Source organism: Nocardioides sp. NPDC092400 (assembly GCF_040684155.1).
Lineage (GTDB): Bacteria > Actinomycetota > Actinomycetes > Propionibacteriales > Nocardioidaceae > Nocardioides.
The window spans coordinates 41404-67568 of record NZ_JBFBFJ010000001.1 but is presented as its reverse complement, the minus strand read 5'-3'; the positions used below and the strand labels follow the sequence as shown (position 1 = coordinate 67568).

Here is a 26165-nt window from a genome sequence, read left to right as displayed (position 1 = left end):
CGGTGCGGTGCGGGGGCGGGGGCGGGGTGGTGGGCGTCAGACCTGGCCGTGGTTGGGCGGGAACACCCCGTCGAGGGCGTGCCGGCCCAGGTGCTGGACCTTCCAGGACGCCGGGTCGTGGAGGGTGTGGGTGCGGGCGTTGCGCCAGTGGCGGTGCAGGTTCAGGCCGTCGAGCGCGGACCGGGTGCCGGCGACCTCGAAGAGCCGGCTCGACACCTCGACCGAGGCCTGCGTGGTCGACGCGCGCGCGGCGGCGACGGCGAGGCTGGCGTGGCCCGCCGACGCCTCGGTGAGGTCGGCGTCCGCGCGGTCGACGGCACGGGCCGCCTCGGCGACGAGCGCCTCGCAGGCGCGGACCTGCACCTCCATCTCGCCGAAGGCGTGGACCACCAGCGGGTCGTCCGCGTGCCGCTCGACGCCGGCGTCGGGGTAGGGCCGCGACCTCGTGGTGACGAACTCCGCGGCCTCGGTGAGGGCGGCGCGCGCGATGCCGGCGTCCAGCGCGGCGTGGAGCACCTGCGCGAACGCGCCGTACGTCTGGGGCCCCTCGAAGGTGAGGTGGTACGGCATGACCCGGGCGTCCTCGACCGCCACGGCCTCGAGCCGCACGGTGCCGCTGGCGGTGGTGCGCTGGCCCATGCCGTCCCAGTCGTCGACGACGGTGACACCGGGCGCGGACCGCTCGACCCAGGCGACGTGCATCGGGCCGTCGACGTCGAGGTGGGCGAGCACCGGGATCCAGTCGGCGAAGAGCGCGCCGGTGCTGTAGCCCTTGGTGCCGTCGAGAAGCCAGCCGCCGCCGGTCGCCGGCGTGAGGGTCGTGCGGTGGTCGCGGACGTGCTTGGTGCCGACCTCCGACTGGGCGTTGCCGAACCGCTTGCCGGCCAGCACCTCGCCGAAGAAGAACGCCTGCTGCGCCGGCGTCCCCTGGTGGCGCAGGGCGTTGACGTAGACGAAGTGGCTGTGCGGGACCTGGGCGATGCTCGGGTCGCCGGTGGCGAGCAGGCGGAAGACCTCCGCCACGACGCTCGTCGGCAGGCCCGGCCCCCCGTGCTCGCGGGGAACGGTGAGGGCGAGGAGCCCGGACCCGGACAGCAGGTCGACCTCCTCGGCGGGGAGCACCCGCTCGGCGTCCCGCTCGGCGGCGCCGACCGCGAGGCGTCGGGCGATCGTGGCGGCCACCTCGAGGGCAGCGGCCTCGTCGAGCACCGGCACCCGGCCGGTCCCGACCACCGCGAAGGAGCCGGTCCCGGGCGCCTCGGACGTGAGCGACGTGGACACGTCGGCCTCCCTTCCGTCGTGGACATTGGTGTCTATGTCGATGAGATTGGTCCAAATAAGAGGTGAGTGCAAGCCGACGTGGCGCGCGTCGCGCGAGGAAGGCGTGAGTGGGTGACAGGCAGCGCCTCTCACCCGTCCCTCAGCCGCGGGTCGTCCCGCGCACTCGGGGAGTGGCGCCCCGCGCCGCCGAGTCCGGTAGCGTCGGCTCCACTTAAGTAGACATTGTCGCTCTACTTAGCCGATACCTACCAGGAGGACGCGTGCGCATCGAACAGCTGGAGTACCTCGCCGCGGTCACCCAGCACGGCTCGCTGCGCCGGGCCAGCGAGCGGCTGCACATCTCCCAGCCGGCCCTGTCCGAGGCGCTGACCAAGCTCGAGCGCGAGCTGGGCGTGACCCTGCTGGACCGCCGCCGCTCGGGCGCCCGGATCAGCCGCCAGGGCCGCGACCTGCTGCAGAACATGGTCGACGTGCTCGAGGCGGTCGACCGCCTGCGCCAGGCCGCCGGCGACCAGGGCACCGCGACCCGGCTGCTGCGCATCGGCACCGTGAACGCCGCCACCTCGACCCTCCTGGTGCCGGCCCTGCGGCTCTTCCAGGACCGGCACCCCGGCGCGACCGTCGAGGTGCTCGACACCCAGCAGGCCGAGATCCACCAGGGCGTCCTGGAGGGTTCGCTCGACCTCGGCCTGGTCAACGTCCTCGCCGGCGACGACGCTCCCGCGGACCTCGCGGGCACCGCGCTGGTCCACGGACGACCGGTCGTCGTGCTGCCCGCCGACCACCCGTTGGCCGCCCAGCCGTCCGTGACCACCGACCAGCTGCGCGAGGAGCGGTTCGTGGCGATGCGCGCCGGCTACCTCATGCACCGCTTCGCCCATCGGCTCTTCGAGGGCCGGATGCCGCAGCGGTGCCACACCACCGACGGGGCCGAGATGGGCAAGCTGATGGTCGCCGAGGGACTCGGGGTCACCGTGCTGCCCGACTACAGCGTCGTCGGCGACCCGCTCGAGCGCACCGGGCTGCTGACGTGCCGTCCGATCGCCGGCGACGAGACCGCCGTGACGCTGGTCCTGCGGCACCGTGAGGGCCAGCTCCCCGGCCGGGTCCGCGACCTGCGCGCCGCCCTCGTGGAGGTGGCCCGCGGGCGACGTACGCCGGCGGCCGTCGGCGGAGGAACCGTGATGGAGGTCGTGCCGTCCCAGACGGCATGACCCCTCCGTCCCGCACGGCCCACCGCGCTGCCGCCGCCTGCCTCGTCGCCGTCGCGGCCGTCACCACCGCCTGCTCGGGCGGCTCCTCGGACGACTCCTCCGCCTCCGGGGGTTCGGCCACCTCCGCGGAGGCACCCCGAGCCGCTGCCGTGGAGGAGGACGGCGCCGTCCTGGACCAGGCGGGCACGGCCTTCACCGCCAACAAGGCGGAGGCGCCCGAGGGGCCTGACCGCAAGGTCATCTCCACCGGCAACGTCGCGCTGCGCGCCGACGACGTGGCGAAGGCACGGTTCGACGTGCAGGAGGTGGTCGACGAGCACGGCGGCGAGGTCGCCGAGGAGCGCACGGCCACCGACGACGACGGCGAGGTCGAGCGCTCACGCCTCGTCCTGCGCGTCCCCTCCGCGCGCTTCGACGAGGCGGTCGAGTCGCTCACGGGTGTCGCGGAGCTCGTCGACGCCAGCACGACCAGCGAGGACGTCACCACCCAGGTCCTCGACGTCGACATCCGGGTGCGGGTGCAGCGCCGCAGCATCGCGCGCATCGAGCTGCTGCTCGACCGCGCCGAGTCGATCCGCGACATCGTGGCCATCGAGGCGCAGCTCTCGCGCCGCCAGGCCGCGCTCGCCTCCCTGGAGAAGCAGCAGGACTACCTCGCCGACCAGACCTCGATGTCGACGATCACCGTGTCCCTCGAGCGCACGCCGAAGGCCCGCACCGTCGCGGAGGAGGACGACGACAGCGGGTTCCTCTCGGGTCTCGCCGCCGGCTGGGACGGCCTCTCCGCGACCACCGTCGCCGCCGCCACCGTCGTCGGCGCACTGCTCCCCTTCGCCGCCGTCGCCCTGCTCGTCGCCGTCCCCGCCTGGCCGCTCCTCAGGCGGCTGCGCCGGCGGCGCCTGGCTGCGGAGTGAGCGGGGCGCTGCTGCGGGAGTCCCCGGTGCACCGTCCCGGGCAGGCGGCCGGCCGTCGCTTCATCAAGGGATGCAGGTGGACCACCGGTTCCCTGCTGGAGCTCACCGGGGGAGGTGCGAGGTCGTCCGCATACCTTGATGAACCGTCATCCCGAGGCGCGACGCGACCCGGCGCTCGCCGCCCACCACCGCGGGCGGGGACGCTCAGAGCGGGTAGGACTGCACGAACTCGGTCAGCCGCTTGAGCTGGTCGGGGTCGGTGGAGGGGATGACCCCGTGGCCGAGGTTGAAGATGTGGCCCTTCGCGGCGCGCCCGGCCTCGATGACCTCCGCCGCCCGCGCGGTCATCACGTCGGTGGGGGCGAAGACGAGGGTGGGGTCGAGGTTGCCCTGGACCCCGCGGTCGCCGACGAGCGGGATGGCGGAGCTCAGCGGCGTGCGCCAGTCGACACCGACGACGTCGGCCCCGGCCTCCCCCATCAGCGTGAGCAGGTTCGAGGTGCCGACCCCGAAATGGATCCGCGGCACGCCGAGCTGCCCGGCCGCGGCGAGCACGCGGGCCGAGTGCGGCATGACGTGCTCGGCGTAGTCGGCCGGCGTGAGCGCCCCGGCCCAGGAGTCGAAGAGCTGGACGGCGGAGGCGCCGGCCTCGACCTGCACCGCGAGGTACGCCGCGGCGATGCCGGCGATCTTGCGCATCAGCGCGTCCCAGACGTCCGGGGCGCTGAACATCATCGCCTTCGTCCTCGCGTGCTCCTTCGACGGACCACCCTCGACGAGGTAGGAGGCGACCGTGAACGGCGCGCCGGCGAAGCCGATCAGCGGGGTGGGCCCCAGCTCGCCGACCAGCGACCGCACCGCGGCGGTGATGAAGGGCACCTGGTCGGGGGTGAGGTCGGGGATCGCCTCGACGTCGGCGAGCGTCCGCACCGGGGAGGCGACGACCGGCCCGACGCCCGGCTTGATGTCGAGGTCGACGCCGACCGCCTTGAGCGGCAGCACGATGTCGGAGAAGAAGATGGCCGCGTCCACGCCGTACCGCCGGACCGGCTGCAGGGTGATCTCGGTGACCAGGTCGGGGTCCATGCAGGACTCGAGCATGCCGACGCCCTCGCGGACGCGGAGGTACTCCGGCAGCGACCGGCCGGCCTGCCGCATGAACCACACGGGCGTGTGCGGCACCGCCTCCCCGCGGGCGGCCTTGAGGAAGGCGCTGTCGGCGAGTCCGGGGTGACGGTCGCCGGGGGTGTCGTTCGTGGTGCTCACGGCGACAAGCCTCCCACCCGCTCCGGCGTGTTCGCACATCGGTTCGAGCGCCCGCGACCTACTGTGGCCCCATGGTCGTGCGTCAGGAGACGCACCCGGGCACGGGTGCGGCGGCGAGCCCCCCGGAGTTCCGGGACGCGGTGTCGAGCATGCACGGCGCACGCCTGCGCCCGGAGGTCTTCTGCGAGGAGATGCCGGCGCCCCAGCGGATCGCGCCGTACGCCGCCGCGCTGAGCGCCGACGTCACCGTCGAGGGCACCGACGTCGGGACCGGCCGGATCATCCTGCTGCACGACCCGGACGGCAACGACGCGTGGGACGGCACGTTCCGCTGCGTGGCCTACGCCCGCGCCGAGATCGAGGTCGACATGGTGAGCGACCCCATGCTCGCCGAGGTCGGCTGGTCGTGGCTGACCGAGGCCCTCGAGGCGCACGGCGCGACGTACGCCATGGCCTCGGGGACCGTGACCCGCGTCGCGACCGAGAGCTTCGGCGGCATGGCCGACGAGGGCGGCACCGCCCAGCTGGAGGTGCGCGCGTCCTGGACGCCGCTGGTCCCGCAGGGCGCCGCCCCCGGCACCCCGCTCGACGTCGCGCCGCACGTGGAGGCGTGGGGCGAGCTGCTCTGCACCGCCGTCGGGCTGCCGCCGGTGCCCGAGGGGGTCAGCGTGATGCCGAGCCGTCGCGGCCAGCGGGGCTCGGGGCGCTGATGGTCGACGAGACACCCGAGCCCCCGTCCCCCGAGCACGATCCCGCCCCCGAGGCGGACCAGCCTCAGGGGACGCCCGAGCCGCAGCCCGAGCCCCCGCCGCTGCTGACCCTGCGCGACGGACTGCCGCCCGTGGTCGCCAGCGCCGCGGCGCTGGCCGAGGTCTGCGCCGCGATGGCCGCCGGGACCGGGCCGGTCGCGATCGACGCCGAGCGGGCCTCGGGCTACCGCTACTCCAACCGCGCCTACCTCGTGCAGCTGCGCCGCGAGGGCGCCGGCACCGCGCTGGTCGACCCGATCGCCTTCGACGACCTCGCCCCGCTGCAGGAGGCGCTCGAGGGCACCGAGTGGATCCTGCACGCGGCCACCCAGGACCTCCCGTGCCTCGCCGAGATCGGCCTGACCCCGACCGCGCTGTTCGACACCGAGCTGGCCGGGCGGCTGCTCGGCTACCCCCGGGTGGGCCTGGCGACGCTGGTCGAGACGGTGCTCGGGTTCGGCATGAAGAAGGAGCACTCCGCGGTCGACTGGTCGACCCGCCCGCTCCCCCAGCCGTGGCTGGAGTACGCCGCGCTCGACGTCGAGGTGCTCGTCGAGCTCCGCGACGCGCTGGCCGTCGAGCTGGTCGAGCAGGGCAAGGACGAGTGGGCTCGGCAGGAGTTCGACCACCTGCGCAGCTTCGAGGTCGTCCCCCGCGTCGACGCCTGGCGTCGTACGTCGGGCCTGCACCGGGTCCGCGGACGGCGGTCGCTCGGCGCGGTGCGCGCGCTGTGGGAGCTGCGCGACCAGCTCGCCGAGCAGCGCGACGTGACGCCCGGCCGCATCGTCCCTGACTCCGCGATCGTCGCGGCCGCGACCGCGATGCCGCAGGACCGGACCGCGCTGCTGGCGACCAAGGGCTTCCACGGCCGCGGCGCCGAGCGGTACGCCACCCGGTGGGTGGCGGCCCTGCGCGAGGTGGCCGAGATGGACGAGGCCGACCTGCCCGCGCGCGCCCCGCGCGGCGACGGCCCGCCGCTCCCCCGCGCCTGGGCCGAGAAGGACCCGGTCGCAGCGGTCCGGCTGCAGCTGGCCCGCGAGGCGATGACCGCCCTCGCCGAGGAGCACGGGCTCCCCGTGGAGAACCTGCTGACCCCCGACTACCTGCGCCGCACCCTGTGGACGCCGCCCGCCACGCGCGAGCCCGGTGAGCTGCTCGACGCCGTCGCCGGCGTGCTGCAGGGGTACGGCGCCCGCTCGTGGCAGGTCTCCCTGGCCGCGCCGGTCCTCACCCGCGCGATCCTCGACGCCGACACCCGCGCCGCCGAACCGGCGCCCGAGGCCGTCGCGGGGACGGACCCCCTGGTCGACGGGTGACCGCGCCGGCCTGACCGGCCGAGCCCAGCACCAGCCGAGCACCAGCCGAGCACCGAGCCGAGCCGCTCCCCGAGGACCTCCCCGGGGCGGCGGCTACTCCTCGTCCGGGCTCTCCTCGTCGGAGGCGTCGTCCGAGGCGTCGTCCGAGGCACCGTCCGACGGCGACTCCGACTCCAGCGACTCGGGGTCGAGCACGGTCCGGGAGTCCAGGTCGATCTGCTCGGTGACCGCCTCGAGGTCCAGCTCGGGGGCGGCGGTGACGAGCGAGCGCAGGTCGCCCTCGAGCGCGGCCTCGAGCTCGTCCCAGGTGTCGAGCAGCGGCGGCAGCCGCAGCGCCCGGATCGAGTCGGTGAAGACCGCTCCGTGCGAGGGCTGGCGGTCGGGCTGGAGGAAGTCGTCGGAGTAGGCGACCTCGAGGTTGGCCGGCACGAGGTAGCCGGCCCGGACGACCCGGGTCACGGACTCGGTCGAGGTCGCGTGGACCAGGAAGTCGGCGCCCTCGGCGGTGCTCGCCGCGGAGCTGGACAGGCAGAGCCCGGTGATGTCACCGACGGTGGCGTAGGTGCCGAGCGTCGGGATGGGCATCACGTCGAACTGCAGGCCCGGGACCTTCCGGAGCTCGGGCACCATCGACCGGAAGCCGGTCATCATCCCGAGCCGGCCCCGCTCGAACCACTCCTGCGGCGTCGCGCGCTGCAGCTGCTTCTCGGTGAGCGTGAGCTGGGGGTTGCGCAGCAGCTCGAGGGTGCGGGTGAGCGCCTCGCGGCTGCCCTCGCTGGCGAAGGCCGTCGAGGTGGGGTCGGTCTGGTCGTCGAAGACCTCGCCGCCGCCGCTGTAGACGAACGGCGCGAGACCGGCCAGCGTCGGGTCGACGTGCACCCCGCGCGTGCGCAGCCTCGGCCGGGTGGAGAAGTCCGCGGAGGCGACGAACTCCTCGAAGGACCAGCGCTCGTCCTCCGGGCTGCTCGGCGCCGGCAGGTCGCGGTTGCGCATCCGCTCGAAGTCGACGAGCTCGGTGTTGTAGAAGACGACCATCGGGGAGATGCCGTACGGCATGCACTGCAGGCGCGCGTCGGCGGAGAACGCCGTGAGCGCGTCGCGGGAGTAGTTGTCGCCGAAGGCGGTGCCGCGCTCGTCGAGCAGCTCGTCGACGGGCTGGGTCAGCCCCTCGTCGACCAGCCACTTCAGGTCGCGCCGCGAGGCAAGGAAGACGTCGGGGACCTTGCCGCCGGCCTCCAGGGCGTCCTCCAGCGCGGCCCGGTCCGGCCAGCTGCGCAGCTCGACCTGGCTGTCGTCGGCCTCGGCGTTGTAGGTGTCGACCATCGCCTGGTACGCCGCGACCTCCTCGTCGCTGCCCCAGACGCCGAACAGCAGCTGGGTGGGCGCCGCCCTGCGCGTCGGCTCCGGCGCGGGCTCCTCGCCACCGTCGCCGGTGCAGGCGACCGCACCCGTGCTGAGCACCATCGCGAGCGCCGCCAGGGCTGTCCGCCGTCCCCGTCGCAGCCTCACGGCAGCCCTCCTCGCTCCCGACCGCCACAGCGGCCCACGTCACACCACGCGCCCCGGCGTCCCGGGGCGCGCCGTCACCCTACCGACCTCCACCGCTGCCTACGATGCAGCGTGGTCCGACGTCCCCGAGCACTGCTCCTGCCCGCCCTCCTCACGCTCACGCTGGGCGCGACCGCGTGCGGTGGCGACGACCCGGCCGCCTCGCCGGCGCCGGCCCCGAGCAGCACCGCACCGGTGTCGCCGACCGCGTCGGCCAGCCCGCAGCCGTCGGCTACCCCGACGATTCCCGCCCCGACCGGCGGGTCGAAGCCCTCCCGCCGTCCGAACCGGACCCTGGCACCGCTCCCGCCCCAGCAGCTGCTCGCCCGACCGGTCGGGTCGCACCTGCTCGACGCCGCGCGGATGCCGACGCTGGCCGAGGACCTCCCCTGGGCCTCGACCGCCGAGGCCGAGGGCGACGAGCCCGTGGGCGCCTGCCAGAAGGCCTCGCTGTTCGACATCGGCGCCCTGCGCACCGTCGAGCGCCGCTTCGTCACCGCCGACGGCTCGACGACCGCCACGCAGGTGGTCGGCCGCTTCCCCGACGGGGCGTCCGCGTGGCGCGCGGCCGAGGTGCTCCTGGCCTGGCGTGCCGACTGCGCCGAGCGGCTCCAGCACCCGCGCACGGTCGTGGGCGAGGTGCGCGACGTACCGGTGTCGACCGGGACCGGCTCGGTCTACCCGGCGTCGTACGGGCCCCGCAAGGGCGACGGCGGTCGCGCCACCGGCTTCGGCCTGGTGCGCAAGGGCAGCTGGCTCAGCGTCGTCGAGGTCGCCACCGACGAGGCCCGGTGGCCCTCGGGGCGGAACCCGGCGCGCCAGGCCGTGCGCCGGATCGCGGCGACCTTCCGCGGCTGAGGTACGGCGCGGCCGCGGCCACGACCGCGTCGAACGTGCCCCGGTCCAGCGCGGCGCCCTCGCGGCGTACCGAGGCCGGGTCGAGCTGGAGCAGCCGGTCCAGGCGCACCTCGCTGGGCCGCCGCTCGCGGTCCCAGCCGCCGGACCCGACGTCCATCCAGTGCCGGCCCCAGCGGGCCTCGTCGGCGGCGTCGCGGTCGTGGTCCTTGCTGGTCAGCATCAGCGCGAGCAGCCGCTCGCCCTCCGGCGCCTGGACGCGCGCGATCACCAGCACCGGGCGGTCCTTGCCCTGTCGCGGGTCGTCCTCGTAGGGGACCCACGCCCAGACGACCTCGCCGGGATCGGGGCGACCGTCGGCCTGCGGCGCGTAGGAGGACCGGGCGCGCGGGCGGCGCAGCCTGCGACCGAGAGTGGTGAGCACGCCGGACCGGGAGCGCCTCACGGCGCGTGGCCGCTCGTGGCGGCTAATTGTGGGACCCGGGGCTGCCGCGGTCCGACGTGCTCGATGTCCATTGTAACGACCTACTGGAGCCGGTGGGCCAGCTCGAGGTGACCGGCCGCCTCGAGCTGCTCGGCCATCACGAGCATCCGCTGGACCGACGCCTCGTCGGACTCCGGCAGGTGGGCGCGGCCGGTGGCGACGACCCGGGCGAACGCCGCGGCGCGCAGCAGGACGTCGGCGAAGTCGCTCGTGACGATGCCGCGCAGCACCTCGTCGACCATGGTCTTCAGCTGCTCGGGTCCGGGCGGGTCGGCGACGCCGGCCACGACCCGCGCCACCTGCGCGCGCACCCGCCCGGCGTCGTACTGCCGGGCCACGGCGACCGGCTCAGCGTGCACCCAGGAGCGCAGCAGGTAGAGCCGCCACAGCGAGCCCGCGAGGGACTCCGCCGGCGCGCCGGACCACACCTCCGCGATCGTCTCGATGCCCTCGGTGTCGGCGAGGTGGAGCAGCCGCTCGGCCACCGCGGCGTCGCCGCTGGCCCGCGCCCCGCGGACGAGCAGCTGGGCGGCGCGGTCGGCGGCCTCGGTGACCAGCGCGGGGTCGGTGCCTCCGACGATCTCCGCGAAGAACCCGGCGCCGGGCGTCATCGGTCGGTGGTGCTCTCGGCTCACCCGCCCGAGGCTACGCCCGCCCGCCCGAGCCACCGCGCGAGCCACCGCCCGGGCCCGAGCCGCTGGCCTGCTGCAGCGCCTTGCGGATGCGCTGGTCGCTGACCGGGGTGGCGGTGCCCAGCTGCTGGGCCCACAGGGAGACGCGGTACTCCTCGAGCATCCACCGGACCTGGCGCAGCGCGGCGCCCGGCGGACGTCCCGGCGCCAGCGCGTCGGTGGCGTGCTGCCAGGCGTCCTGCAGGTCCGCGACCTGGTCCATCAGGCGCCGGTCGCGGTCGACCGCGGCCCAGCCCTCGTCGAGGCGGGTCCGCCGCTGCAGCAGCGCCTGCAGGTAGCGGGGGTAGGACCGCAGCTGGGCGGCCCCGGCCTCGCCGACGAAACCGGGGTGCACCAGCCGCGCGAGCTGTGCCTTGAGGTCCGACAGCGCGGGCAGCATCGTCATCTCCGCGCGGCCGCTCAGCGCCTTGTCGGCCTGGCGCCACAGGTCGAGCACGCGGATCACGTCGGCCACCACGGCGCGCAGCCGCGCCTCCTGGTCGGCGGCCGCCAGCGTGCGGAGCGCGTCGTACGCCGCGCGGTCGCGCACCGTGGGCCGGGCGTCGACCAGGTCCACCACGACCGCGCGACGGCAGTCCTCGAGCAGCGCGCCGACCGACGGGTACGGCGAGCCGGCCAGCGCGAGCTTCTCGTGGTTGGTGAGGGAGTCCAGGACCGCCTTGACCGGCGAGGGCGTGTCGAGGAGCAGCAGCCGGACGACGCCGAGGCGGTGCCGGGCCTCCTGCTCGTCGGCGGACCCGAAGACCTGGAGGCCGACCGTCGACCCCTCGTCGACGAGCGCGGGATGGGCCTTGACCTCGTGGCCGGCGCGCTTCTGGGTGAACGAGGCGTCCACCGTCCCGAAGTCCCACGTCGTGGCGCCGGTGCGGGTCAGCCCGCTCTCGGTGGCGACCTCCTCCAGCGCCCGGCGGAACCGCGGCCGGAGCGGGGCCTTGAGCGCCTCGAGGTCCTTGCCCCGGGCCTGCTCACGACCCTGCTCGTCGACGACGCGGTACGTCGGGCGCAGGTGCTCGGGGACCTTGGACCAGTCCCACGCCTCCCGCGGCACGACCACCCCGGTCGTGGAGCGGCACCACCGCTCGAGCGCGTCGAGCAGCGGCTCCTCCCCCGGCGGCACCGCGGCGAGGAACTCCCGCGCCTTGTTGGGTGCCGGGACGAAGCTGACCCGCAGGTTCTTCGGCAGGCTGCGGATCAGCTCGGTGACCAGCTCCTCGCGCAGGCCCGGCACGTTCCAGGAGAAGTCCTCGGCCGCGACCCGGTTCAGCGTCGCGACCGGCACGTCGATGGTGAGGCCGTCCTCCACCGTGCCCGGCTCGAAGTGGTAGCTGATCGGGAAGGTGAGCCCCTCGGCCTGCCACTCCTGCGGGTAGTCGGCCTCGCGGACCTCCTCGGCGGTGTCGTGGGTCAGCATCGAGGGGTCGAACGTCAGCAGCTCGGGGCGACCCTGCCGCTCCCGCTTCCACCACTGGTCGAAGTGCGCGCCGCTGACGACCTCGGCGCCCACCCGGGCGTCGTAGAAGTCGAACAGCGTCTCCTCGTCGACGACGATGTCGCGGCGCCGGGCGCGGTGCTCGAGCTCCTCGGCCTCCTCGAGCAGCCGCTTGTTCTCGGCCAGGAACCGGTGCCGGGTGTGCCACTCGCCCTGCACGAGCGCGTGCCGGATGAACAGCTCGCGGGAGACGACCGGGTCGACCTTGCCGTAGGACACCAGCCGGTCGGCGACCAGCGGCACGCCGTACAGCGTCGCCCGCTCGTAGGCCATCACGGCCGCGCGCTTCTTGCTCCAGTGCGGCTCGCTCCAGGTGCGCTTGACCAGGTCGCCGGCCAGCCGCTCGGCCCACTCGGGCTTGATCGCGGCGTTCTGCCGGGCCCACAGCCGGCTGGTCTCGACGAGCTCGCCGGCCATGAGGTACGTCGGGTTCTTCCGCGCCAGCCCGCTGCCGGGGAAGATCGCGAACCGCGCGCCGCGGGCGCCGAGGTACTCGCGCGGACCCCGCCGGCGCTCCCCCGCCTTCTCCTTCTTGTCCCGCTCCTCGAGCAGGCCGATGTGGGAGAGCAGACCGGAGAGCAGCGCCTGGTGGATCCCGTCGGCGTCGGGGACGTCGGCGGGGTGGCCCACGTCGATCTTCATCTCCTTGCACACCTGCCGCAGCTGGGACTCGAAGTCCTGCCACTCGCGGACGCGCAGGTAGTTGAGGTGCTCGGCACGGCACAGCCGACGGAACGCGCTGCTGCTGAGGTCCTTCTGCTGCTGCTTGAGGTAGCGCCACAGCTCGAGCCAGGTGAGGAAGTCGCTGCCCTCGACCTTGAACCGGGCGTGCAGCTGGTCGGCCCGGGCCTGCTCGGCGGGGTGGTCGGGGCCGGGCCGCTCGCGCGGGTCCTGCAGCGACAGCGCGGCCGCGATCACGACCACCTCGCGCACGCAGCCGAGCCGCTCGGCCTCCAGGACCATCCGCGCCAGGCGCGGGTCGATGGGCAGCCGGGCCAGGCGGCGGCCGAGCCGGGTCAGCCGCTGGCCGGCCCGGCCCTCGTCCTCGGTGCCGGCCTGCACGGCCAGGGCGCCGAGCTCCTCGAGCAGCTGCACGCCGGCGGTGATGTTGCGGCGGTCCGGCGGCTCGACGAACGGGAACCGGCCGAGGTCGCCGAGGCCGAGGCTCGCCATCTGGAGGATGACGCTGGCCAGGTTGGTCCGCAGGATCTCGGGGTCGGTGAACTCCGGGCGCCCGGTGAAGTCCTCCTCGGAGTACAGCCGGATCGCGATGCCCGCGGCGACGCGGCCGCAGCGGCCGGAGCGCTGGTTGGCCGAGGCCTGGCTGATCGGCTCGATGGGCAGCCGCTGGACCTTCGTGCGCAGGGAGTAGCGCGAGATCCGCGCGACGCCGGTGTCGACGACGTACCGGATCCCCGGGACGGTCAGCGAGGTCTCCGCGACGTTGGTGGCCAGGACGACCCGGCGGCCGGTGTGCGGCGCGAAGACGCGGTGCTGCTCGGCGGCGGAGAGCCGGCTGTAGAGGGGGACGACCTCGGTGCCGCCGCCGCGGGTGGAGCCGGCGAGCTCGGAGAGCGCGTCGGCGGTGTCGCGGATCTCCCGCTCCCCGGGGAGGAACACCAGGATGTCGCCGGGTCCCTCGGCGGAGAGCTCCTTGACCGCGTCGACGACCGCCTCGGTCTGGTCGCGGACGATCGGCTCGCCCTCGTCGTCGTTCTCCGGCAGCTCCAGCAGCGGCCGGTAGCGGACCTCGACCGGGTAGGTGCGGCCCGAGACCTCGATGATCGGTGCGGGTCGCCCGCGGCCGTCGGAGAAGTGCTCGGCGAACCGCTCGGGGTCGATGGTGGCGCTGGTGATGACCAGCTTGAGGTCGGGGCGCCGGGGCAGCAGCCGCTTGAGGTAGCCGAGCAGGAAGTCGATGTTGAGGCTGCGCTCGTGCGCCTCGTCGATGATGATCGTGTCGTACCTGCGCAGCATCCGGTCGCGCTGCAGCTCGGCGAGCAGGATGCCGTCGGTCATCAGCTTGACCCGGGTCGCCTTCGAGGTCCGGTCGGTGAACCGGACCTGGTAGCCCACCGGGCTCTCGGGCCCGCCGAGCTCGGTGCCGAGCTCGCCGGCGATGCGCTCGGCGACCGACCGGGCGGCGATCCGCCGTGGCTGGGTGTGCCCGATGAGCCCGCCGCCCTCGCCGGGACCGCGGCCCCGGCCGAGCTCGAGGCAGATCTTGGGCAGCTGGGTGGTCTTGCCGGAGCCGGTCTCGCCGGCCACGATCACGACCTGGTGGTCCCGGATCGCGGCCGCGATGTCGTCGCGGCGCTGGGTGACCGGCAGCTCCGGCGGGTAGGTGATCTCCACAACCGCTCCATCATCCCAGCCCGGTGGTGGCCCCCGCACCCGAGATCGCCACGCGGCTGGGACGGCCCGTTGCGTAGAACACGTTCTACCGCGACGATCGCCCGGTGATCGGCACCGGTGAGGACAGCCAGGAGTACGACGTCGTCGTGGTCGGGTCGGGCGGTGGCGCCCTGACCGGGGCGGTCCTGGCGGCGCGCGCCGGCCTCTCGGTCGTCGTGGTCGAGAAGACCGGCTTCCTCGGCGGGACCTCGGCGTACTCCGGCGGCGCCTGCTGGCTGCCCGGCAGCGACGTGCAGCAGCGCGCCGGCCTGCCCGACTCCACCGACGGCGCGCGGGCCTACCTCGGCGCGATCCTCGAGGACCCTGACCAGGACCGGGTCGAGGCGTTCCTCGCCCACGCCCCGGAGCTGGTCGCGGAGCTGGAGTCCGACGAGCTCATGGAGTTCGAGTGGACCCCGTTCGCGGAGTACTACGACGCCCCCGGCCGGGTGCCGTCGGGCCGCTCGATCCAACCGTCCGGCATCCGCCGCGACGACCTCCCCGAGCAGGTCGCGGCGTGGGTGCGGCCTCCCGTCGAGCGCGACCGCGCGGGCCAGCCCGGCCGCCGCACGCTGACCGGCGGCCAGGCCCTCGTCGCGCGGCTGGCGGCGATGCTCGTCCGCGAGGGTGGTGCGGTGTCCACCGGCCTGCCCGTGACCGGGCTGCTGACCGACGGCGAGCAGGGCACCGGGCGCGTCGTCGGCGTGGTCGGCATGAGCCCCGAGGGGCCGGTGCAGATCCGGGCGCGCCGCGGCGTGCTCCTGGCGGCCGGCGGCTTCGAGGGCAACGCCGCGGCCCGGGAGGAGCACGGCGTGCCGGGATCCGCCGCGTGGACGATGGCGCCGACCGGCACCAACACCGGCGAGCCGATCGCCGCGGCCGAGTCGATCGGCGCCGCGAGCGACTACTCGGGCCTCGGCTGGTTCTGCCCCGGGCTCGAGCAGCCCGACGGCACCGGCGCGTTCACGCTCGGGTTCCGCAGCGGGCTCATCGTCGACCAGACCGGCCACCGCTACGGCAACGAGTGCCTGCCCTACGACCGGTTCGGCCGGGTCATGGCCGAGGCCCCCGAGCGCATCCCCTCCTGGTTCGTCTTCGACTCACGCGAGGACGGCCGGCTGCCGGCGATCGCGATCCCCGAGGGCGACCACGACGCGCACTTCGCCGCGGGGACGTGGGTCCGCGCGGACACCCTCGAGGGCCTGGCGGAGGCGACCGGCCTCCCGGTCGACGCGCTGACCGCGACGGTCGCGCGCTTCAACGGCTTCTGCGAGTCCGGGGTCGACGAGGACTTCGGCCGCGGGGAGGACGAGTACGACACGTTCTTCGCCGGCGGCACCGGTCCCAACAAGGCGCTGACGCCGTGCGACCGGCCGCCGTACCTCGCCGCCCGGGTGGTCCTCTCCGACCTCGGCACCAAGGGCGGCCTGGTCACCGACGCCGCCGCCCGGGTGCTGCGCGAGGACGGCACGCCGGTGCCCGGCCTGTACGCCACGGGCAACTCCGCCGCCTCCCTCTTCGGCAGCGTCTACCCCGGGCCCGGGGCGCCGCTCGGGTCGGCGATGGTCTTCGCCTCGCTCGCCGTGCGGGACCTGCTGCGCGCCTGACCCGGCTCCGGGAACCCACGACAGCGGGCCGCCGGTCGGCCTAGGGTCGCGCCGTGCCCCCAGCGCGAGCCGTGGACCTGCCGGGTCCGGCGACCCGTCACCTCGCGCTCGTCGCGGCCGGCGTCTCCGCGCTCCTGCTGCTCACCGCCGACCGCTACGGGCCGCACCGCGACGAGCTGTACTTCGTCCTCGTCGGCGGTCACCCCGACTGGGGGTACGTCGACCAGCCGCCGCTCGTCCCCGTGCTCGCCCACGCGTGGGACGCGGTGACCGGCGGCCGGCTGTGGCTCTTCCGGCTCCCGTCCGCGCTCGCCGCGGGTGCGGTCGCCTGGCTCACCGGGCTGCTCGCCCGCCGGCTGGGCGGCGGAACGGGGGCGCAGGTGCTGGCGGCGGTGGTGATGGGGCTCGCCCCGGTCACCCTCGCGGTCGGGCACCTCGTGTCGACCTCGACGTACGACCTCCTCGTCCAGGTGGCCCTCGTGCTGGTGGTGCTGCGCGCGCTCGAGGACCCGCGCTGGTGGTGGGCGGCCGGCCTGGTGCTCGGGGTCGGCCTGCAGGTCAAGTCGCTGCCGCTGCTCCTCGCGGCGTCGCTGGTGGTCGGCCTCCTGGTGGCCGGGCCGCGCCACCCCTTCCGCTCGGTGCACCTGTACGCCGGCGGGCTGGTCGCCCTGGCCCTGGGGGCCCCGAACCTGCTCTGGCAGCGGGCCCACGGCTGGCCGCAGCTGGAGCTGGCCGAGGCGATCGCCGCAGGCGGCTCCGGCACGAGCACCGGGCTGGTCGAGCTGTGGGCGACGCAACCGGGCCTGGTCGGCCCGCCGGTCGGCGTGGTGCTCGTCGTCGTCGGCGCGGTGCGTCTCGCCCGGTCGCCGCAGCTGCGCGACCGACGGTTCCTGCTCCTGTCGTGGGGCGTGCTGGCCGTCGTCGTGACCGTGACCGGCGGCAAGGCGTACTACCTCGCGGCGGCGTACGCGCCCCTCGTCGGCGCCGGCGCGGTCGCGGTCGTGGCCTGGGTCGGACGCGGCCGGGCGCGGGTGCGACGCACCGCCCTGGTGGCGGGGACGGCGCTCGGCGCGGTCGTGGGGGCGGTGCTCTTCCTGCCGGTCCTGCCGGCCGACCGGCTGGCCGGGACCCCGGTGGTCGCGGTGAACTACGACGCCGGCGAGACCGTCGGCTGGCCGGCGTTCGTCGACGCCGTCGAGGCGGGCCTGGACGCCGCGGGCCCCGGTGCGGTCGTGGTGACCGGGAACTACGGCGAGGCCGGCGCGGTCGCCCGCTGGCTGCCCGAGGTCCCGGTGCACAGCGGGCACAACTCGCTGTGGGACCTCGGGCCGCCGGCCGACGACGACGCGACGGCGGTGGTCGTCGGCTGGCCGGCCGCGCGCGTCGAGGAGTGGTGCGCCTCGACGGAGCAGGTGGCGCTGGTCGACAACGGCGTGGGCCTCGACAACGACGAGCAGGACCGTCCCGTGCTGGTCTGCCGGGGCCCCCTCGGCGGCTGGTCCGACCTCTGGCCGCGGCTGCGCCGCCTGGGCTGAGGCCCCCGCGAGCGGGTCAGGTGGCGTCGCCGCTGGTGCCGTCCGGCACGGCGTCGGGCTGCACGTCCTCCTCCGGTGCCGTCCCCTCCGGTGCACCGGGCGGCGGCCCGCCCGGGGCGTCGCGGTCACCGCGGTCGGGCCCGTGCTCGCGCACGTCCGCGAGGTCCGGGCGACCGTGCCGACCACCGTCGTCGACGGCCGCGTGCACCAGCGCCCCGCCGGCACCACCCACGAGGAGCGCGGCGAGGGCGACGACGACCAGGACCCACGTGCCCACGGTGCGCCGGCCCAGCGCCCGCAGTCGTGCGCGGGCCGCCGCCCCGCGTCCGCGTCGGATCTCCTCCACGGGAGTCTCCGGCGGGTTCTCGTCCACGTCCTTCTCCACGTTCTTCTCCACGTTCTCCTTCATGGCCCCCAGGCTGGGCCCGGAGCCTGTGCGCGCGCTGTGCTCCCACCCAGGGGTGAGGATGAATCGACGCGCGAGGGTCACCGGAACGGGGCACACCAACCCCATCCGGGAGGACACAGATGACGACCGACACCAGCGCGACCGATCGTGCCCAGCAGGCCGCGTCGACCGCCGCCGAGGAGGGGCGCCACGTCGCCGGGACCGCGGCGGGCGAGGCGAAGCAGGTCGCCGGCCAGGCGGCCGAGCAGGCCCGCAACGTCGTGAACGACACGCTCGGCCAGGTCACCACCCAGGCCCAGGACCAGGCGCGCACCCAGCGCGACCGGCTGGTCACCACCCTCAGCACCCTCGGTGACGACCTCGACGGGATGGCCGAGCAGGCCCCGGGCGGTCTCGCCACCGACCTCACCCGCCAGGCGGCCCAGCAGGTCCGTTCGTTCGGCAGCCGTCTCGACGGACGCGAGCCGACCGAGCTGCTCGACGACGTACGCCGCTTCGCGCGGCAGCGTCCGGGCACCTTCCTGCTCGGCGCCCTCGCGGCCGGCGTGGTCGCCGGCCGGCTGGTCCGCGGGGCCGGTGACGGCATCGCCGGCGCCACCGCCGCACCCAGCACGCCGACCTACGGCACCACGCCGACCTACGGCAGCACGCCCACCACCCCGGTCGCTCCCCTGTCGACCGGCACGGGCTCCCTGGGCACCGACGTGGGGGTGACCGGCACGACGTCGACCGAGCCGGTCGGCACCGCCACCACCAACCCGCCGATGCCGACCTCGACCCCGGGGCAGCCCACCCAGCCGCCCCGTGACGAGCTGTCCGGCAACGAGACCGGCTACAGCGGTGGCGGCCTGAGCTCGGAGGACCTGCGGTGACCCAACCCACTCACCAGCCGCTGCACGACCCGGGCGCCCAGCCCAAGGGTCAGCCGAGCGGCTCCACGCCGGTGGAGGGCCGTGAACCCGGCCAGCCGGCCGACGGCCGCAGCCTCGGCGAGATCGTCAGCGACGTCACCAACGACCTGACGACCCTGATCAAGCAGGAGATGGACCTGGCCAAGGTCGAGATGAAGGAGGAGTTCGCCAAGGCCGGCAAGGGTGCCGGCCTGCTCGGCGGTGCCGGCCTCGCCGGTTACTTCACGCTCCTCTTCCTCACCCTGACCCTGGTGTTCCTGCTCGACAACTGGATGCCCATCGAGGTCGCCGCTCTCATCGCCACGGCGGTGTGGGCGATCGTCGCCGGTGTCCTGGCGCTGACCGGCCGCAAGGCCCTCAAGGAGAGCAACCCCCAGCTGCCGCAGACGCAGCAGACCCTGAAGGAGGACGCCCAATGGGCCAGAGCACAGAAGAGCTGAACAGCCAGATCGAGGACACCCGGGCCCGCATGGCCGGTGACCTCGACGCGTTGCAGGACCGGGTGAGCCCCTCCGCGATCGTGGAGCGGCGCAAGGAGGCCGCGCGCAGCAAGGTGCTCGGCGTCCGTGACCGGATCATGGGCACCGCGACCGACGTCCGCGACACCGTCAAGGACAAGGCCAGCAGCGCCGGCGACTCCATGCCGAGCACCTCGGGCATGTCGGCCCCCGACGTCCGCGGCGCCGCCTCCTCGGCGGTCGGCACGGCGAGCTCCCAGGTGCAGGGCTCGCCGCTCGCGGCCGGCCTCGTCGCCTTCGGTGCCGGCCTGGTCATCGCCTCGCTGATCCCGGCCAGCAAGGCCGAGGCCGACCTCGCCCACCAGACCATCGAGACGGCCAAGGAGAAGGGCCAACCCCTCCTCGAGGAGGCCCGCGGCGCCGGCCAGTCGCTCGCCGCCGACGTGAAGGACCAGGCCGCCCAGGCGGCCCAGGAGGTCAAGCAGTCGGCGACCGAGTCGGCCCAGAAGGTCAAGGAGGAGAGTCAGTCCTCTGCGGAGTCGGTCAAGTCCGACGCCCAGGGCTGAACCCACCCCGACACGCGAGCGGCGGTGCCCTGCGGGGCACCGCCGCTTCGTGCGTCCACCCCGACCACCCCAGGAGGACCAGATGAGTGAGAGCAGCAACGAGACCGGCGACCAGCGCAACCCCGAGCAGCAGGAGATCGCCGAGGTCCAGGAGCAGCTCGACGAGCAGGCCGACGGCGACGGCCTGGCCGCCGAGGCCGGCTCCGGCGACGAGACCGGCCTGACCGAGGGCTGACCTCCGCGGCACCACCCACGACGAACAGGGTCGTGTGCCTCCCGACGCGCTGCGGCGCGGCGAGGGGCACACGACCCTGTGGTCGTGGCGGAGGCGTACGCCGGTCAGCGGCCGCGGACCACCCGGCGGACCCGGCGGTGGACGACGGCGGCGCGGGCGGCGTTCATGCCGCAGGCCCCGTGCACGCCGCCACCGGGGTGGGCCGAGGCCGAGCCGAGGTAGAGCCCCTTGACCGGCGTCTCAGAGCGGCCCAGGCCCGGCACGGGGCGGAAGACCAGCTCCTGGTGCAGCTGGGAGGTGCCGCCGTTGAGCGCACCCCCGATCAGGTTGGCGTCGCGTGCCTGCATCTCCCGGGGGCCGAGGACGCGCCGGCCGACGACCTTGTCGCCGAACCCGGGCGCGAGCTCCTCGATCCGGGCCTGCATCCGGTCGGCGAACCGCTCGCAGTCGTCGCGGTCCCAGGTGCCGCGCACCGGGTCCTCGCCGAGGTCGCGGGCGATGTCCTGCGGCACGTGCGTGTAGGCCCACAGCGACTCCGTGCCCGCCGGGGAGCGGGTCGGGTCGGCGGTGGTCATCTGGCCGGCCAGCATGAACGGCCGGGCCGGGACGGTGCGGCTGTTGACGTGGTGCAGCGCCTCGGCCATCTGCTCGACGGAGTCCGCGACGTGGAAGGTGCCCGGCGCGTGCGGCGGCTCGGTCTTCCACGGCACCGGGCCGTCCAGCGCCCAGTCGACCTTCACGGTGCCGGGGTCCATCTCGAAGGACTCCATCTTGCGCATCGTGCTGGCGGGGAGGTCCTCGGCGGCGACGAGCCCGCCGTAGAGGTGCGGCGCCGCGACGTCGGCGACGACCGCGTGCTGCGCGGCGTACCGCTCGCCGTCGTGGGTGCGTACGGCGACCGCCCGGCCGCTCTCGACCTCGACCTTGACCACCTCGGCGTCGCAGCGGATGGTGCCGCCGAGCGCACGGACCCGCGTGGCCATCGCCTGGGTGAGCATGCCGGCGCCGCCCTCGGGGACCGGGTAGCCGACGGTCTGCCCCAGCATCGTCAGCAGGATGCCCATCAGGCCCGACCCGGGCGCGCTCAACGGGATGTCGGAGTGGCCGGCGTTGCCGGCCAGCAGGATGCGCGGGGCGAACCCGCCGAAGCGGTGCCGACCGATGTCGATGACCGGCGTGAGCATCTCGCGCACGAACGACAGGCCGCCGACCTTGGGCAGGCGGGCGAGCGCACCGACCGCGGGCCGCACGGGCGGGAAGGGGGTCAGCAGCGCGCCGACCACCTGGTCGCCGATGGTGTCCCAGGTGTCGCAGAGCCGGAGCCAGGCGTCGCCGTCGCCAGGGTGCTGGGCCTCCATCAGCGACGCGGTGACCGTGCGGTCGCGGTGCAGCGTCGCCCACTCCCCCGAGGGCAGGCAGTGGCCGAGCACCGCCGGGCTGTGCACCCAGCGCAGGCCGTGCTCCTCGAGGCGGAAGGACCGGATCGTCGGCGACCCGGCCGCCAGCGGGTAGAACGCGCTGAAGGTGTCGTGGACGTAGTCGGGGTGCAGCTCGCGGTCGCTGCGGACCGCCCCGCCCACGTCCGGCTGCGCCTCGAGGACGAGGACCGACCAGCCCTGGTCGAGCAGGTGGTTGGCGGCGACCAGCCCGTTGGGGCCGGCCCCGATGACGACGGCGTCGTAGGTCTCGGTCACCGGGTCACCTGCGCAGCTGGCCAAGGACGTTGCGCGCGATGCCCGCGATCGCGTTGCCCTGGTCGCCGTGCAGCTTGTTGCCGCTCTGGCGCGGGGCGAGCACGTTCCCGGTGGTCGGCCCGGTCGGCCGGAGCCGGTCGATGGCGCCGTACCGGAAGAACGGCCCGATGATCGCGTCGTACACGAACGGCACCGCGCTGAACCCGAAGCGGATCACCTCGTTGCTCACCAGCAGCTGTGCCCGGGCGCCCTCGCGGCCGATCCGGGACAGGACCTGCGTCGCGACGCGCTCCGGGCTGGCGACCGGCGGCGGCGGGCGGCCCTCGAAGCCGTCGTAGTTGGCGGCCTGCTGGTAGATCGGGGTGTCCACGCCGCCCGGCGCGACGTAGGAGATGGTCACGCCCTTCTTGTCGGCGTTCTCCAGCTTCAGCTGGCGGGCCAGCGACCGCACACCCCACTTGCTCACCGCGTACGCCGTCATCCCCGGCACCGCGATGTGGCCGATGACCGAGCCGACGAGCGTGAGTGTGCCGGAGTCCTGGCCGCGGAGGACGGGCACGACGTGGCGCGCGACGTTGGCGGCGCCCAGCAGGTTGGTGCGCAGCACGCCGTCGAAGACCTCCTGCGGCACCTCCTCGGTGCGGCCGTAGGCGACCACGCCGGCGGAGCTGACGAAGACGTCGATGCGCCCGTGGCGGGCCAGCACCGCCTCGACGAGGGCAGCGACCGCGGCGTCGTCGCCGACGTCGGTCGGCACGACCGTCGTCGAGGCGGCCCCGGCGTCGTCGCACTCGGCGGCCACGAGGTCGAGCGAGCCGACCCCCCGTGCCGCCAGCACGAGGTGGGCCCCCTCGGCGGCCGCGGCGAGCGCCGTGGCGCGGCCGATCCCGCTGGAGGCTCCGGTGATCACGACGACGTCCCCGGGACGTGGGTTCTTCATGGCCGCCCGATACCCGGGCTGCTGCCGCCATATCCGCTCCACACCCTGCGCTGCGGGCCTTCACAGCAGGCTCACAGGTAGCGTCGGCACGGTGGGTCCCATGGATGCTGCTCGTCCCGCCGGCCCCGCTGCCGCCCCCGCCCTCACCCGGCCCGACGGCTCCCCGCTGCGCGTCCTCGTCGTCGACGACGAGGTCAACCTGGCCGAGCTGGTCGCGATGGCGCTGCGCTACGAGGGGTGGCAGGTCGAGGTGGCGCACACCGGCTCGAAGGCCGTCAGCACCGCCCGCGAGCAGCGCCCGGACGCCGTCGTCCTCGACATCATGCTGCCCGACCTCGACGGCCTGGAGGTGCTGCGCCGGATGCGGGTGACCGCTCCCGACCTCCCCGTCGTCTTCCTCACCGCCCGCGACGCCGTCGAGGACCGGGTCGCCGGGCTGACCGCCGGCGGCGACGACTACGTCACCAAGCCGTTCTCGCTCGAGGAGGTGGTCGCCCGGCTGCGCGGCCTGGTGCGACGCGCGGGCGCCCGGCAGGCGGCGACGTCCTCGGTGCTCACCGTCGGGGACCTGACCCTGGACGAGGACAGCCACGAGGTGTCCCGCGGGGGCGAGGAGATCACGCTGACCGCCACGGAGTTCGAGCTGCTGCGCTTCCTGATGCGCAACCCGCGCCGCGTGCTGTCCAAGGCCCAGATCCTCGACCGCGTCTGGAACTACGACTTCGGTGGCCAGGCCAACGTCGTCGAGCTCTACATCTCCTACCTGCGCAAGAAGATCGACGCCGGCCGCGCCCCGATGATCCACACCCTGCGCGGCGCGGGCTACGTGCTGAAGCCGGCCCCCTGATGACCCGGCTGCGGTCGCTGACCGCTCGGCTGGTGCTCACGACCACGGCGATCGTGCTGCTCGTCTCGCTGCTGGTGGGGACCGCCACGACCTTCGCCGTGCGGTCCTACCTGACCGGCCAGCTCGACCAGGACGTCGCGCGGGCGCTCGACCGGGCGCAGCACGACCGGCGCGCGATGCCCTTCCCGAACGGACCGCTCCGCGACGACGGAGAGCTGCGCGGACCCGGCGACGAGATCGGGACGGTGCTCGCCTGGCGGTACGCCGACGTCGCGCCGCCGTGGCAGGGCACCGTCCCGACCCAGGGCGACGACGGTCGCGTCGTGGTCGAGGACCTCAGCGAGGACGCGTCCGAGCAGCTCGACGCGGTGCCGCAGGACGGCGAGCCGCACGACGTCGACCTGGCCGGACTGGGCGGCTACCGGGTGCTGATGAGCGACGACGGGTCGGTCGCCGCCGGTCTCCCAACCGAGGACGTCGACGACGCGGTGGGCAACCTCGTCGTCTGGGAGGCGGTGCTGGTGCTGGCCGCGCTGCTCGCCGGCGGCGCTGCCGCCCTGCTCGTCGTACGCCGCCAGCTGCGGCCGCTGCGCGAGGTCGCCGCGACCGCGCACACCGTCGCCGACCTGCCGCTGGCCAGCGGCGAGATCGACCTGGCCGAGCGGGTCCCCGCCCACCTCACCGACGAGCGCACCGAGGTCGGGCAGGTGGGGGCGGCGCTGGACAGCCTGCTGTCCCACGTCGAGACGGCGCTGCGCGAGCGGCACCGCAGCGAGCAGCAGGTGCGCCAGTTCGTCGCCGACGCCTCCCACGAGCTGCGGACGCCGCTGGCGACGATCGCCGGCTACACCGAGCTGGCCCGCCGGCACCCCGACGACACCGCGACTGGGACGGCCGCGCTGGCCAAGGTGGAGGAGGAGTCGGCGCGGATGACCGCGCTCGTCGAGGACCTCCTGCTGCTGGCCCGTCTCGACGCCGGCCGCCCGCTCGCCCGGGAGCCGGTCGACCTGACCCGCCTGCTGCTCGAGGCCACCGAGGACGCGCGGGTCGTGGCACCCGACCACCGCTGGCGCCTGGAGCTCCCCGAGGAGTCGGTCGAGGTGCTCGGCGACGAGCTGCGGCTGCACCAGGTCGTGACGAACCTGCTCACCAACGCCCGCAAGCACACCCCGCCGGGGACCACGGTGACGGTGCGCGGCACGGACCACGGGTTCGTGGTCGCCGACGACGGTCCGGGCTTCCCTCCCGGGCTGGTCGACTCCGCGTTCGAGCGGTTCGCCCGCGGCGACTCCTCCCGCTCCCGCGACGGCTCCTCCGGGGGCGGGGCGGGCCTGGGGCTGGCGCTGGTCCGGGCCATCGTTGGGGCCCACGGCGGCCACGTCGGTTTGGCCAGCCGTCCGGGCCGCACCACCATCGAGGTCGACCTGCCACGGCCCGGGCCGAACGACCCGGGCCCCGCCGATGCGGACGTTCGTCAGATTGTCTGACAATCTGGTGTACGACCCGAAGGAGGCACGATGACCACCCTGACCGAGACCGCCCGCACGCCGTTCCAGCGCGCGGAGGAGCGGACCGCGCACAACTACCACCCCCTGCCGGTGGTCGTCGAGCACGCCGAGGGCGCGTGGATGACCGACGTCGACGGCAAGCGCTACCTCGACCTGCTCGCCGGCTACTCCGCGCTCAACTTCGGCCACAGCCACCCCGGCCTGCTCCGGGTCGCGCACGAGCAGCTCGACCGGCTCACGCTCACCAGCCGCGCGTTCGTCCACGACCGGTTCGCCGACTTCTGCGCCGCGCTCGGCGACCTGTGCGGCAAGGAGCTCGTGCTGCCGATGAACACCGGCGCCGAGGCCGTCGAGACCGCCATCAAGGTCGCGCGCAAGTGGGGCTACGAGGTCAAGGGCGTGACCCCGGGCCAGGCCAAGATCATCGTCTTCACCGGCAACTTCCACGGCCGGACCACCACCATCGTCGGCTTCTCCGACGACCCCGACGCCCACGACGGCTTCGGGCCCTTCGCCCCCGGCTTCGTGCAGGTGCCGTACGGCGACCTCGCCGCGGTCGAGGCCGCGATCGACGACGACACCGTCGCGGTGCTCGTCGAGCCGATCCAGGGCGAGGGCGGCGTCGTGCTGCCGCCCGAGGGGTTCCTCAGCGGGCTGCGCGAGCTGTGCACCCGCACCAACGTGCTGATGGCGGCCGACGAGATCCAGGCCGGCCTCGGCCGGACCGGCAAGACGTTCGCCTGCGACCACGAGGGCGTCGTGCCGGACATCTACGTCCTGGGCAAGGCCCTGGGCGGCGGCATCGTCCCGGTCTCGGCCGTCGTGGCCGACCGCGACGTGCTCGGCGTGCTCCGGCCCGGCCAGCACGGTTCCACCTTCGGCGGCAACCCGCTCGCCTGCGCGGTCGGGCACGCCGTCGTTGAGATGCTCGCCACCGGTGAGCACCAGGCACGGGCCACCGAGCTCGGCGTCGTGCTCCGCGAGCGGCTCGAGTCGCTCGTCGGCCGCGGCGTCGTCGACGTACGCGTCCGGGGGCTGTGGGCCGGCGTCGACATCGACCCCACCATCGGCACCGGCCGCGAGGTCTGCGAGGCGCTGATGGCCCGCGGCGTGCTGGCCAAGGACACCCACGGCTCCACGATCCGCCTCGCGCCGCCGCTCGTCGTCAGCCGCGAGGACCTCGAGTGGGGCCTCGACCAGCTCGCCGACGTCATCTCCTCGGGGCCGCTCGGCACCTGAGGCGGCCAGTCGCG

Annotated in this window: 23 protein-coding genes; 14 read left to right on the top strand and 9 right to left on the bottom strand. The window is 74.7% G+C overall.

The window, feature by feature from the left end; translation table 11 throughout:
* Positions 1-36: 36 nt before the first annotated feature.
* Positions 37-1281 (bottom strand): SfnB family sulfur acquisition oxidoreductase, encoded by a 1245-nt coding sequence (locus tag AB0N29_RS00330; RefSeq protein ID WP_364863182.1) that lies wholly within the window; start codon positions 1279-1281, stop codon positions 37-39.
* Between the two features lie 260 nt (positions 1282-1541).
* On the opposite strand from AB0N29_RS00330, the gene AB0N29_RS00325 reads away from it, so the two are divergent.
* Positions 1542-2495, top strand: a complete 954-nt coding sequence (locus AB0N29_RS00325) for a LysR family transcriptional regulator (RefSeq protein ID WP_302269832.1) — start codon at positions 1542-1544, stop codon at positions 2493-2495.
* Entirely contained in the window at positions 2492-3409 is a 918-nt protein-coding gene (locus AB0N29_RS00320) for a DUF4349 domain-containing protein (RefSeq protein WP_364863179.1), read from the top strand. The genes AB0N29_RS00325 and AB0N29_RS00320 overlap by 4 nt, the downstream gene beginning before the upstream one ends.
* Positions 3410-3613: 204 nt before the next feature.
* Here the strand turns inward: AB0N29_RS00320 and hemE are convergent, their stop codons facing one another.
* Positions 3614-4675, bottom strand: coding sequence for a uroporphyrinogen decarboxylase (gene hemE, locus AB0N29_RS00315; RefSeq protein WP_364863177.1), 1062 nt, complete (start codon positions 4673-4675; stop codon positions 3614-3616).
* A 71-nt stretch (positions 4676-4746) separates the two neighbouring features.
* Between hemE and AB0N29_RS00310 the strand changes: the two genes are divergently transcribed.
* Positions 4747-5385 (top strand): DUF3000 domain-containing protein, encoded by a 639-nt coding sequence (locus AB0N29_RS00310; protein WP_302269829.1) that lies wholly within the window; start codon positions 4747-4749, stop codon positions 5383-5385.
* Entirely contained in the window at positions 5385-6740 is a 1356-nt protein-coding gene (locus AB0N29_RS00305; protein WP_364863175.1) for a ribonuclease D, read from the top strand. The genes AB0N29_RS00310 and AB0N29_RS00305 overlap by 1 nt, the downstream gene beginning before the upstream one ends.
* 93 nt (positions 6741-6833) lie before the next feature.
* Here the strand turns inward: AB0N29_RS00305 and AB0N29_RS00300 are convergent, their stop codons facing one another.
* A complete protein-coding gene (locus tag AB0N29_RS00300; protein ID WP_364863173.1) occupies positions 6834-8249 on the bottom strand; it encodes an extracellular solute-binding protein in 1416 nt (471 codons plus the stop codon).
* A 111-nt stretch (positions 8250-8360) separates the two neighbouring features.
* Here AB0N29_RS00300 and AB0N29_RS00295 point away from each other — a divergent pair, with 111 nt between their 5' ends.
* Entirely contained in the window at positions 8361-9146 is a 786-nt protein-coding gene (locus AB0N29_RS00295) for a hypothetical protein (protein WP_364863171.1), read from the top strand.
* Here the strand turns inward: AB0N29_RS00295 and AB0N29_RS00290 are convergent.
* The 3 genes from AB0N29_RS00290 to hrpA form a co-directional block, all read right to left on the bottom strand.
* The gene (locus AB0N29_RS00290; protein WP_302269822.1) at positions 9046-9588 is read right to left on the bottom strand and encodes a type II toxin-antitoxin system PemK/MazF family toxin; all 543 of its coding nucleotides are present in this window, start codon (positions 9586-9588) and stop codon (positions 9046-9048) included. The two genes, AB0N29_RS00295 and AB0N29_RS00290, sit on opposite strands and share 101 nt — an antisense overlap.
* An 80-nt stretch (positions 9589-9668) precedes the next feature.
* Positions 9669-10262: a hypothetical protein gene (locus tag AB0N29_RS00285; protein WP_302269821.1), complete on the bottom strand. Its 594-nt coding sequence runs from the start codon at positions 10260-10262 to the stop codon at positions 9669-9671.
* A gap of 10 nt (positions 10263-10272) precedes the next feature.
* On the bottom strand, positions 10273-14163 hold the full coding sequence (hrpA, locus tag AB0N29_RS00280) for an ATP-dependent RNA helicase HrpA (RefSeq protein WP_364863168.1): 3891 nt from the start codon (positions 14161-14163) through the stop codon (positions 10273-10275).
* Positions 14164-14267: 104 nt separating this feature from the next.
* Here hrpA and AB0N29_RS00275 point away from each other — a divergent pair, with 104 nt between their 5' ends.
* Complete coding sequence (locus AB0N29_RS00275) at positions 14268-15809, top strand: FAD-dependent oxidoreductase (RefSeq protein ID WP_364863166.1); 1542 nt, start codon at positions 14268-14270, stop codon at positions 15807-15809.
* 53 nt (positions 15810-15862) lie between these two features.
* Positions 15863-17344, top strand: a complete 1482-nt coding sequence (locus AB0N29_RS00270; RefSeq protein ID WP_364863164.1) for a glycosyltransferase family 39 protein — start codon at positions 15863-15865, stop codon at positions 17342-17344.
* A gap of 16 nt (positions 17345-17360) precedes the next feature.
* Here AB0N29_RS00270 and AB0N29_RS00265 read toward each other — a convergent pair whose 3' ends face one another.
* Positions 17361-17753: a hypothetical protein gene (locus tag AB0N29_RS00265; RefSeq protein ID WP_364863162.1), complete on the bottom strand. Its 393-nt coding sequence runs from the start codon at positions 17751-17753 to the stop codon at positions 17361-17363.
* Positions 17754-17872: 119 nt separating this feature from the next.
* Here AB0N29_RS00265 and AB0N29_RS00260 point away from each other — a divergent pair, with 119 nt between their 5' ends.
* The 4 genes from AB0N29_RS00260 (at position 17873) to AB0N29_RS00245 (ending at position 19923) form a co-directional block, all read left to right on the top strand.
* Positions 17873-18625: a hypothetical protein gene (locus AB0N29_RS00260; protein ID WP_364863160.1), complete on the top strand. Its 753-nt coding sequence runs from the start codon at positions 17873-17875 to the stop codon at positions 18623-18625.
* On the top strand, positions 18622-19104 hold the full coding sequence (locus AB0N29_RS00255) for a phage holin family protein (RefSeq protein ID WP_302269814.1): 483 nt from the start codon (positions 18622-18624) through the stop codon (positions 19102-19104). Before AB0N29_RS00260 ends, AB0N29_RS00255 begins: the two co-directional genes overlap by 4 nt.
* A complete protein-coding gene (locus AB0N29_RS00250; RefSeq protein WP_364863157.1) occupies positions 19080-19688 on the top strand; it encodes a DUF3618 domain-containing protein in 609 nt (202 codons plus the stop codon). The genes AB0N29_RS00255 and AB0N29_RS00250 overlap by 25 nt, the downstream gene beginning before the upstream one ends.
* An 82-nt stretch (positions 19689-19770) precedes the next feature.
* Positions 19771-19923: a hypothetical protein gene (locus tag AB0N29_RS00245; RefSeq protein ID WP_302269812.1), complete on the top strand. Its 153-nt coding sequence runs from the start codon at positions 19771-19773 to the stop codon at positions 19921-19923.
* 104 nt (positions 19924-20027) lie between these two features.
* On the opposite strand, the gene AB0N29_RS00240 is transcribed toward AB0N29_RS00245, so the two are convergent.
* Positions 20028-21617 (bottom strand): NAD(P)/FAD-dependent oxidoreductase, encoded by a 1590-nt coding sequence (locus AB0N29_RS00240; RefSeq protein WP_364863155.1) that lies wholly within the window; start codon positions 21615-21617, stop codon positions 20028-20030.
* A gap of 4 nt (positions 21618-21621) precedes the next feature.
* The gene (locus AB0N29_RS00235; protein WP_364863153.1) at positions 21622-22557 is read right to left on the bottom strand and encodes an SDR family NAD(P)-dependent oxidoreductase; all 936 of its coding nucleotides are present in this window, start codon (positions 22555-22557) and stop codon (positions 21622-21624) included.
* Positions 22558-22657: 100 nt separating this feature from the next.
* Here AB0N29_RS00235 and AB0N29_RS00230 point away from each other — a divergent pair, with 100 nt between their 5' ends.
* Genes AB0N29_RS00230 through rocD form a run of 3 tightly spaced genes read left to right on the top strand, consistent with a single transcriptional unit; the run spans position 22658 to position 26151 of the window.
* Complete coding sequence (locus AB0N29_RS00230; RefSeq protein ID WP_364863151.1) at positions 22658-23404, top strand: response regulator transcription factor; 747 nt, start codon at positions 22658-22660, stop codon at positions 23402-23404.
* Positions 23404-24891: a HAMP domain-containing sensor histidine kinase gene (locus AB0N29_RS00225; RefSeq protein ID WP_364863149.1), complete on the top strand. Its 1488-nt coding sequence runs from the start codon at positions 23404-23406 to the stop codon at positions 24889-24891. The genes AB0N29_RS00230 and AB0N29_RS00225 overlap by 1 nt, the downstream gene beginning before the upstream one ends.
* 30 nt (positions 24892-24921) lie before the next feature.
* Complete coding sequence (rocD, locus tag AB0N29_RS00220) at positions 24922-26151, top strand: ornithine--oxo-acid transaminase (RefSeq protein ID WP_364863147.1); 1230 nt, start codon at positions 24922-24924, stop codon at positions 26149-26151.
* Positions 26152-26165 lie beyond the last annotated feature (14 nt).

Bases quoted from the DNA above. Each gene is read 5' to 3' on its own strand.
- AB0N29_RS00250 (WP_364863157.1), top strand. From the start codon at position 19,080: ATGGGCCAGAGCACAGAAGAGCTGAACAGCCAGATCGAGGACACCCGG.
- AB0N29_RS00320 (WP_364863179.1), top strand. From the start codon at position 2,492: ATGACCCCTCCGTCCCGCACGGCCCACCGCGCTGCCGCCGCCTGCCTC.
- rocD (WP_364863147.1), top strand. From the start codon at position 24,922: ATGACCACCCTGACCGAGACCGCCCGCACGCCGTTCCAGCGCGCGGAG.
- AB0N29_RS00245 (WP_302269812.1), top strand. From the start codon at position 19,771: ATGAGTGAGAGCAGCAACGAGACCGGCGACCAGCGCAACCCCGAGCAG.
- AB0N29_RS00310 (WP_302269829.1), top strand. From the start codon at position 4,747: ATGGTCGTGCGTCAGGAGACGCACCCGGGCACGGGTGCGGCGGCGAGC.
- AB0N29_RS00260 (WP_364863160.1), top strand. From the start codon at position 17,873: ATGACGACCGACACCAGCGCGACCGATCGTGCCCAGCAGGCCGCGTCG.
- AB0N29_RS00225 (WP_364863149.1), top strand. From the start codon at position 23,404: ATGACCCGGCTGCGGTCGCTGACCGCTCGGCTGGTGCTCACGACCACG.
- AB0N29_RS00235 (WP_364863153.1), bottom strand. From the start codon at position 22,557: ATGAAGAACCCACGTCCCGGGGACGTCGTCGTGATCACCGGAGCCTCC.
- AB0N29_RS00265 (WP_364863162.1), bottom strand. From the start codon at position 17,753: ATGAAGGAGAACGTGGAGAAGAACGTGGAGAAGGACGTGGACGAGAAC.
- AB0N29_RS00230 (WP_364863151.1), top strand. From the start codon at position 22,658: ATGGATGCTGCTCGTCCCGCCGGCCCCGCTGCCGCCCCCGCCCTCACC.
- AB0N29_RS00305 (WP_364863175.1), top strand. From the start codon at position 5,385: ATGGTCGACGAGACACCCGAGCCCCCGTCCCCCGAGCACGATCCCGCC.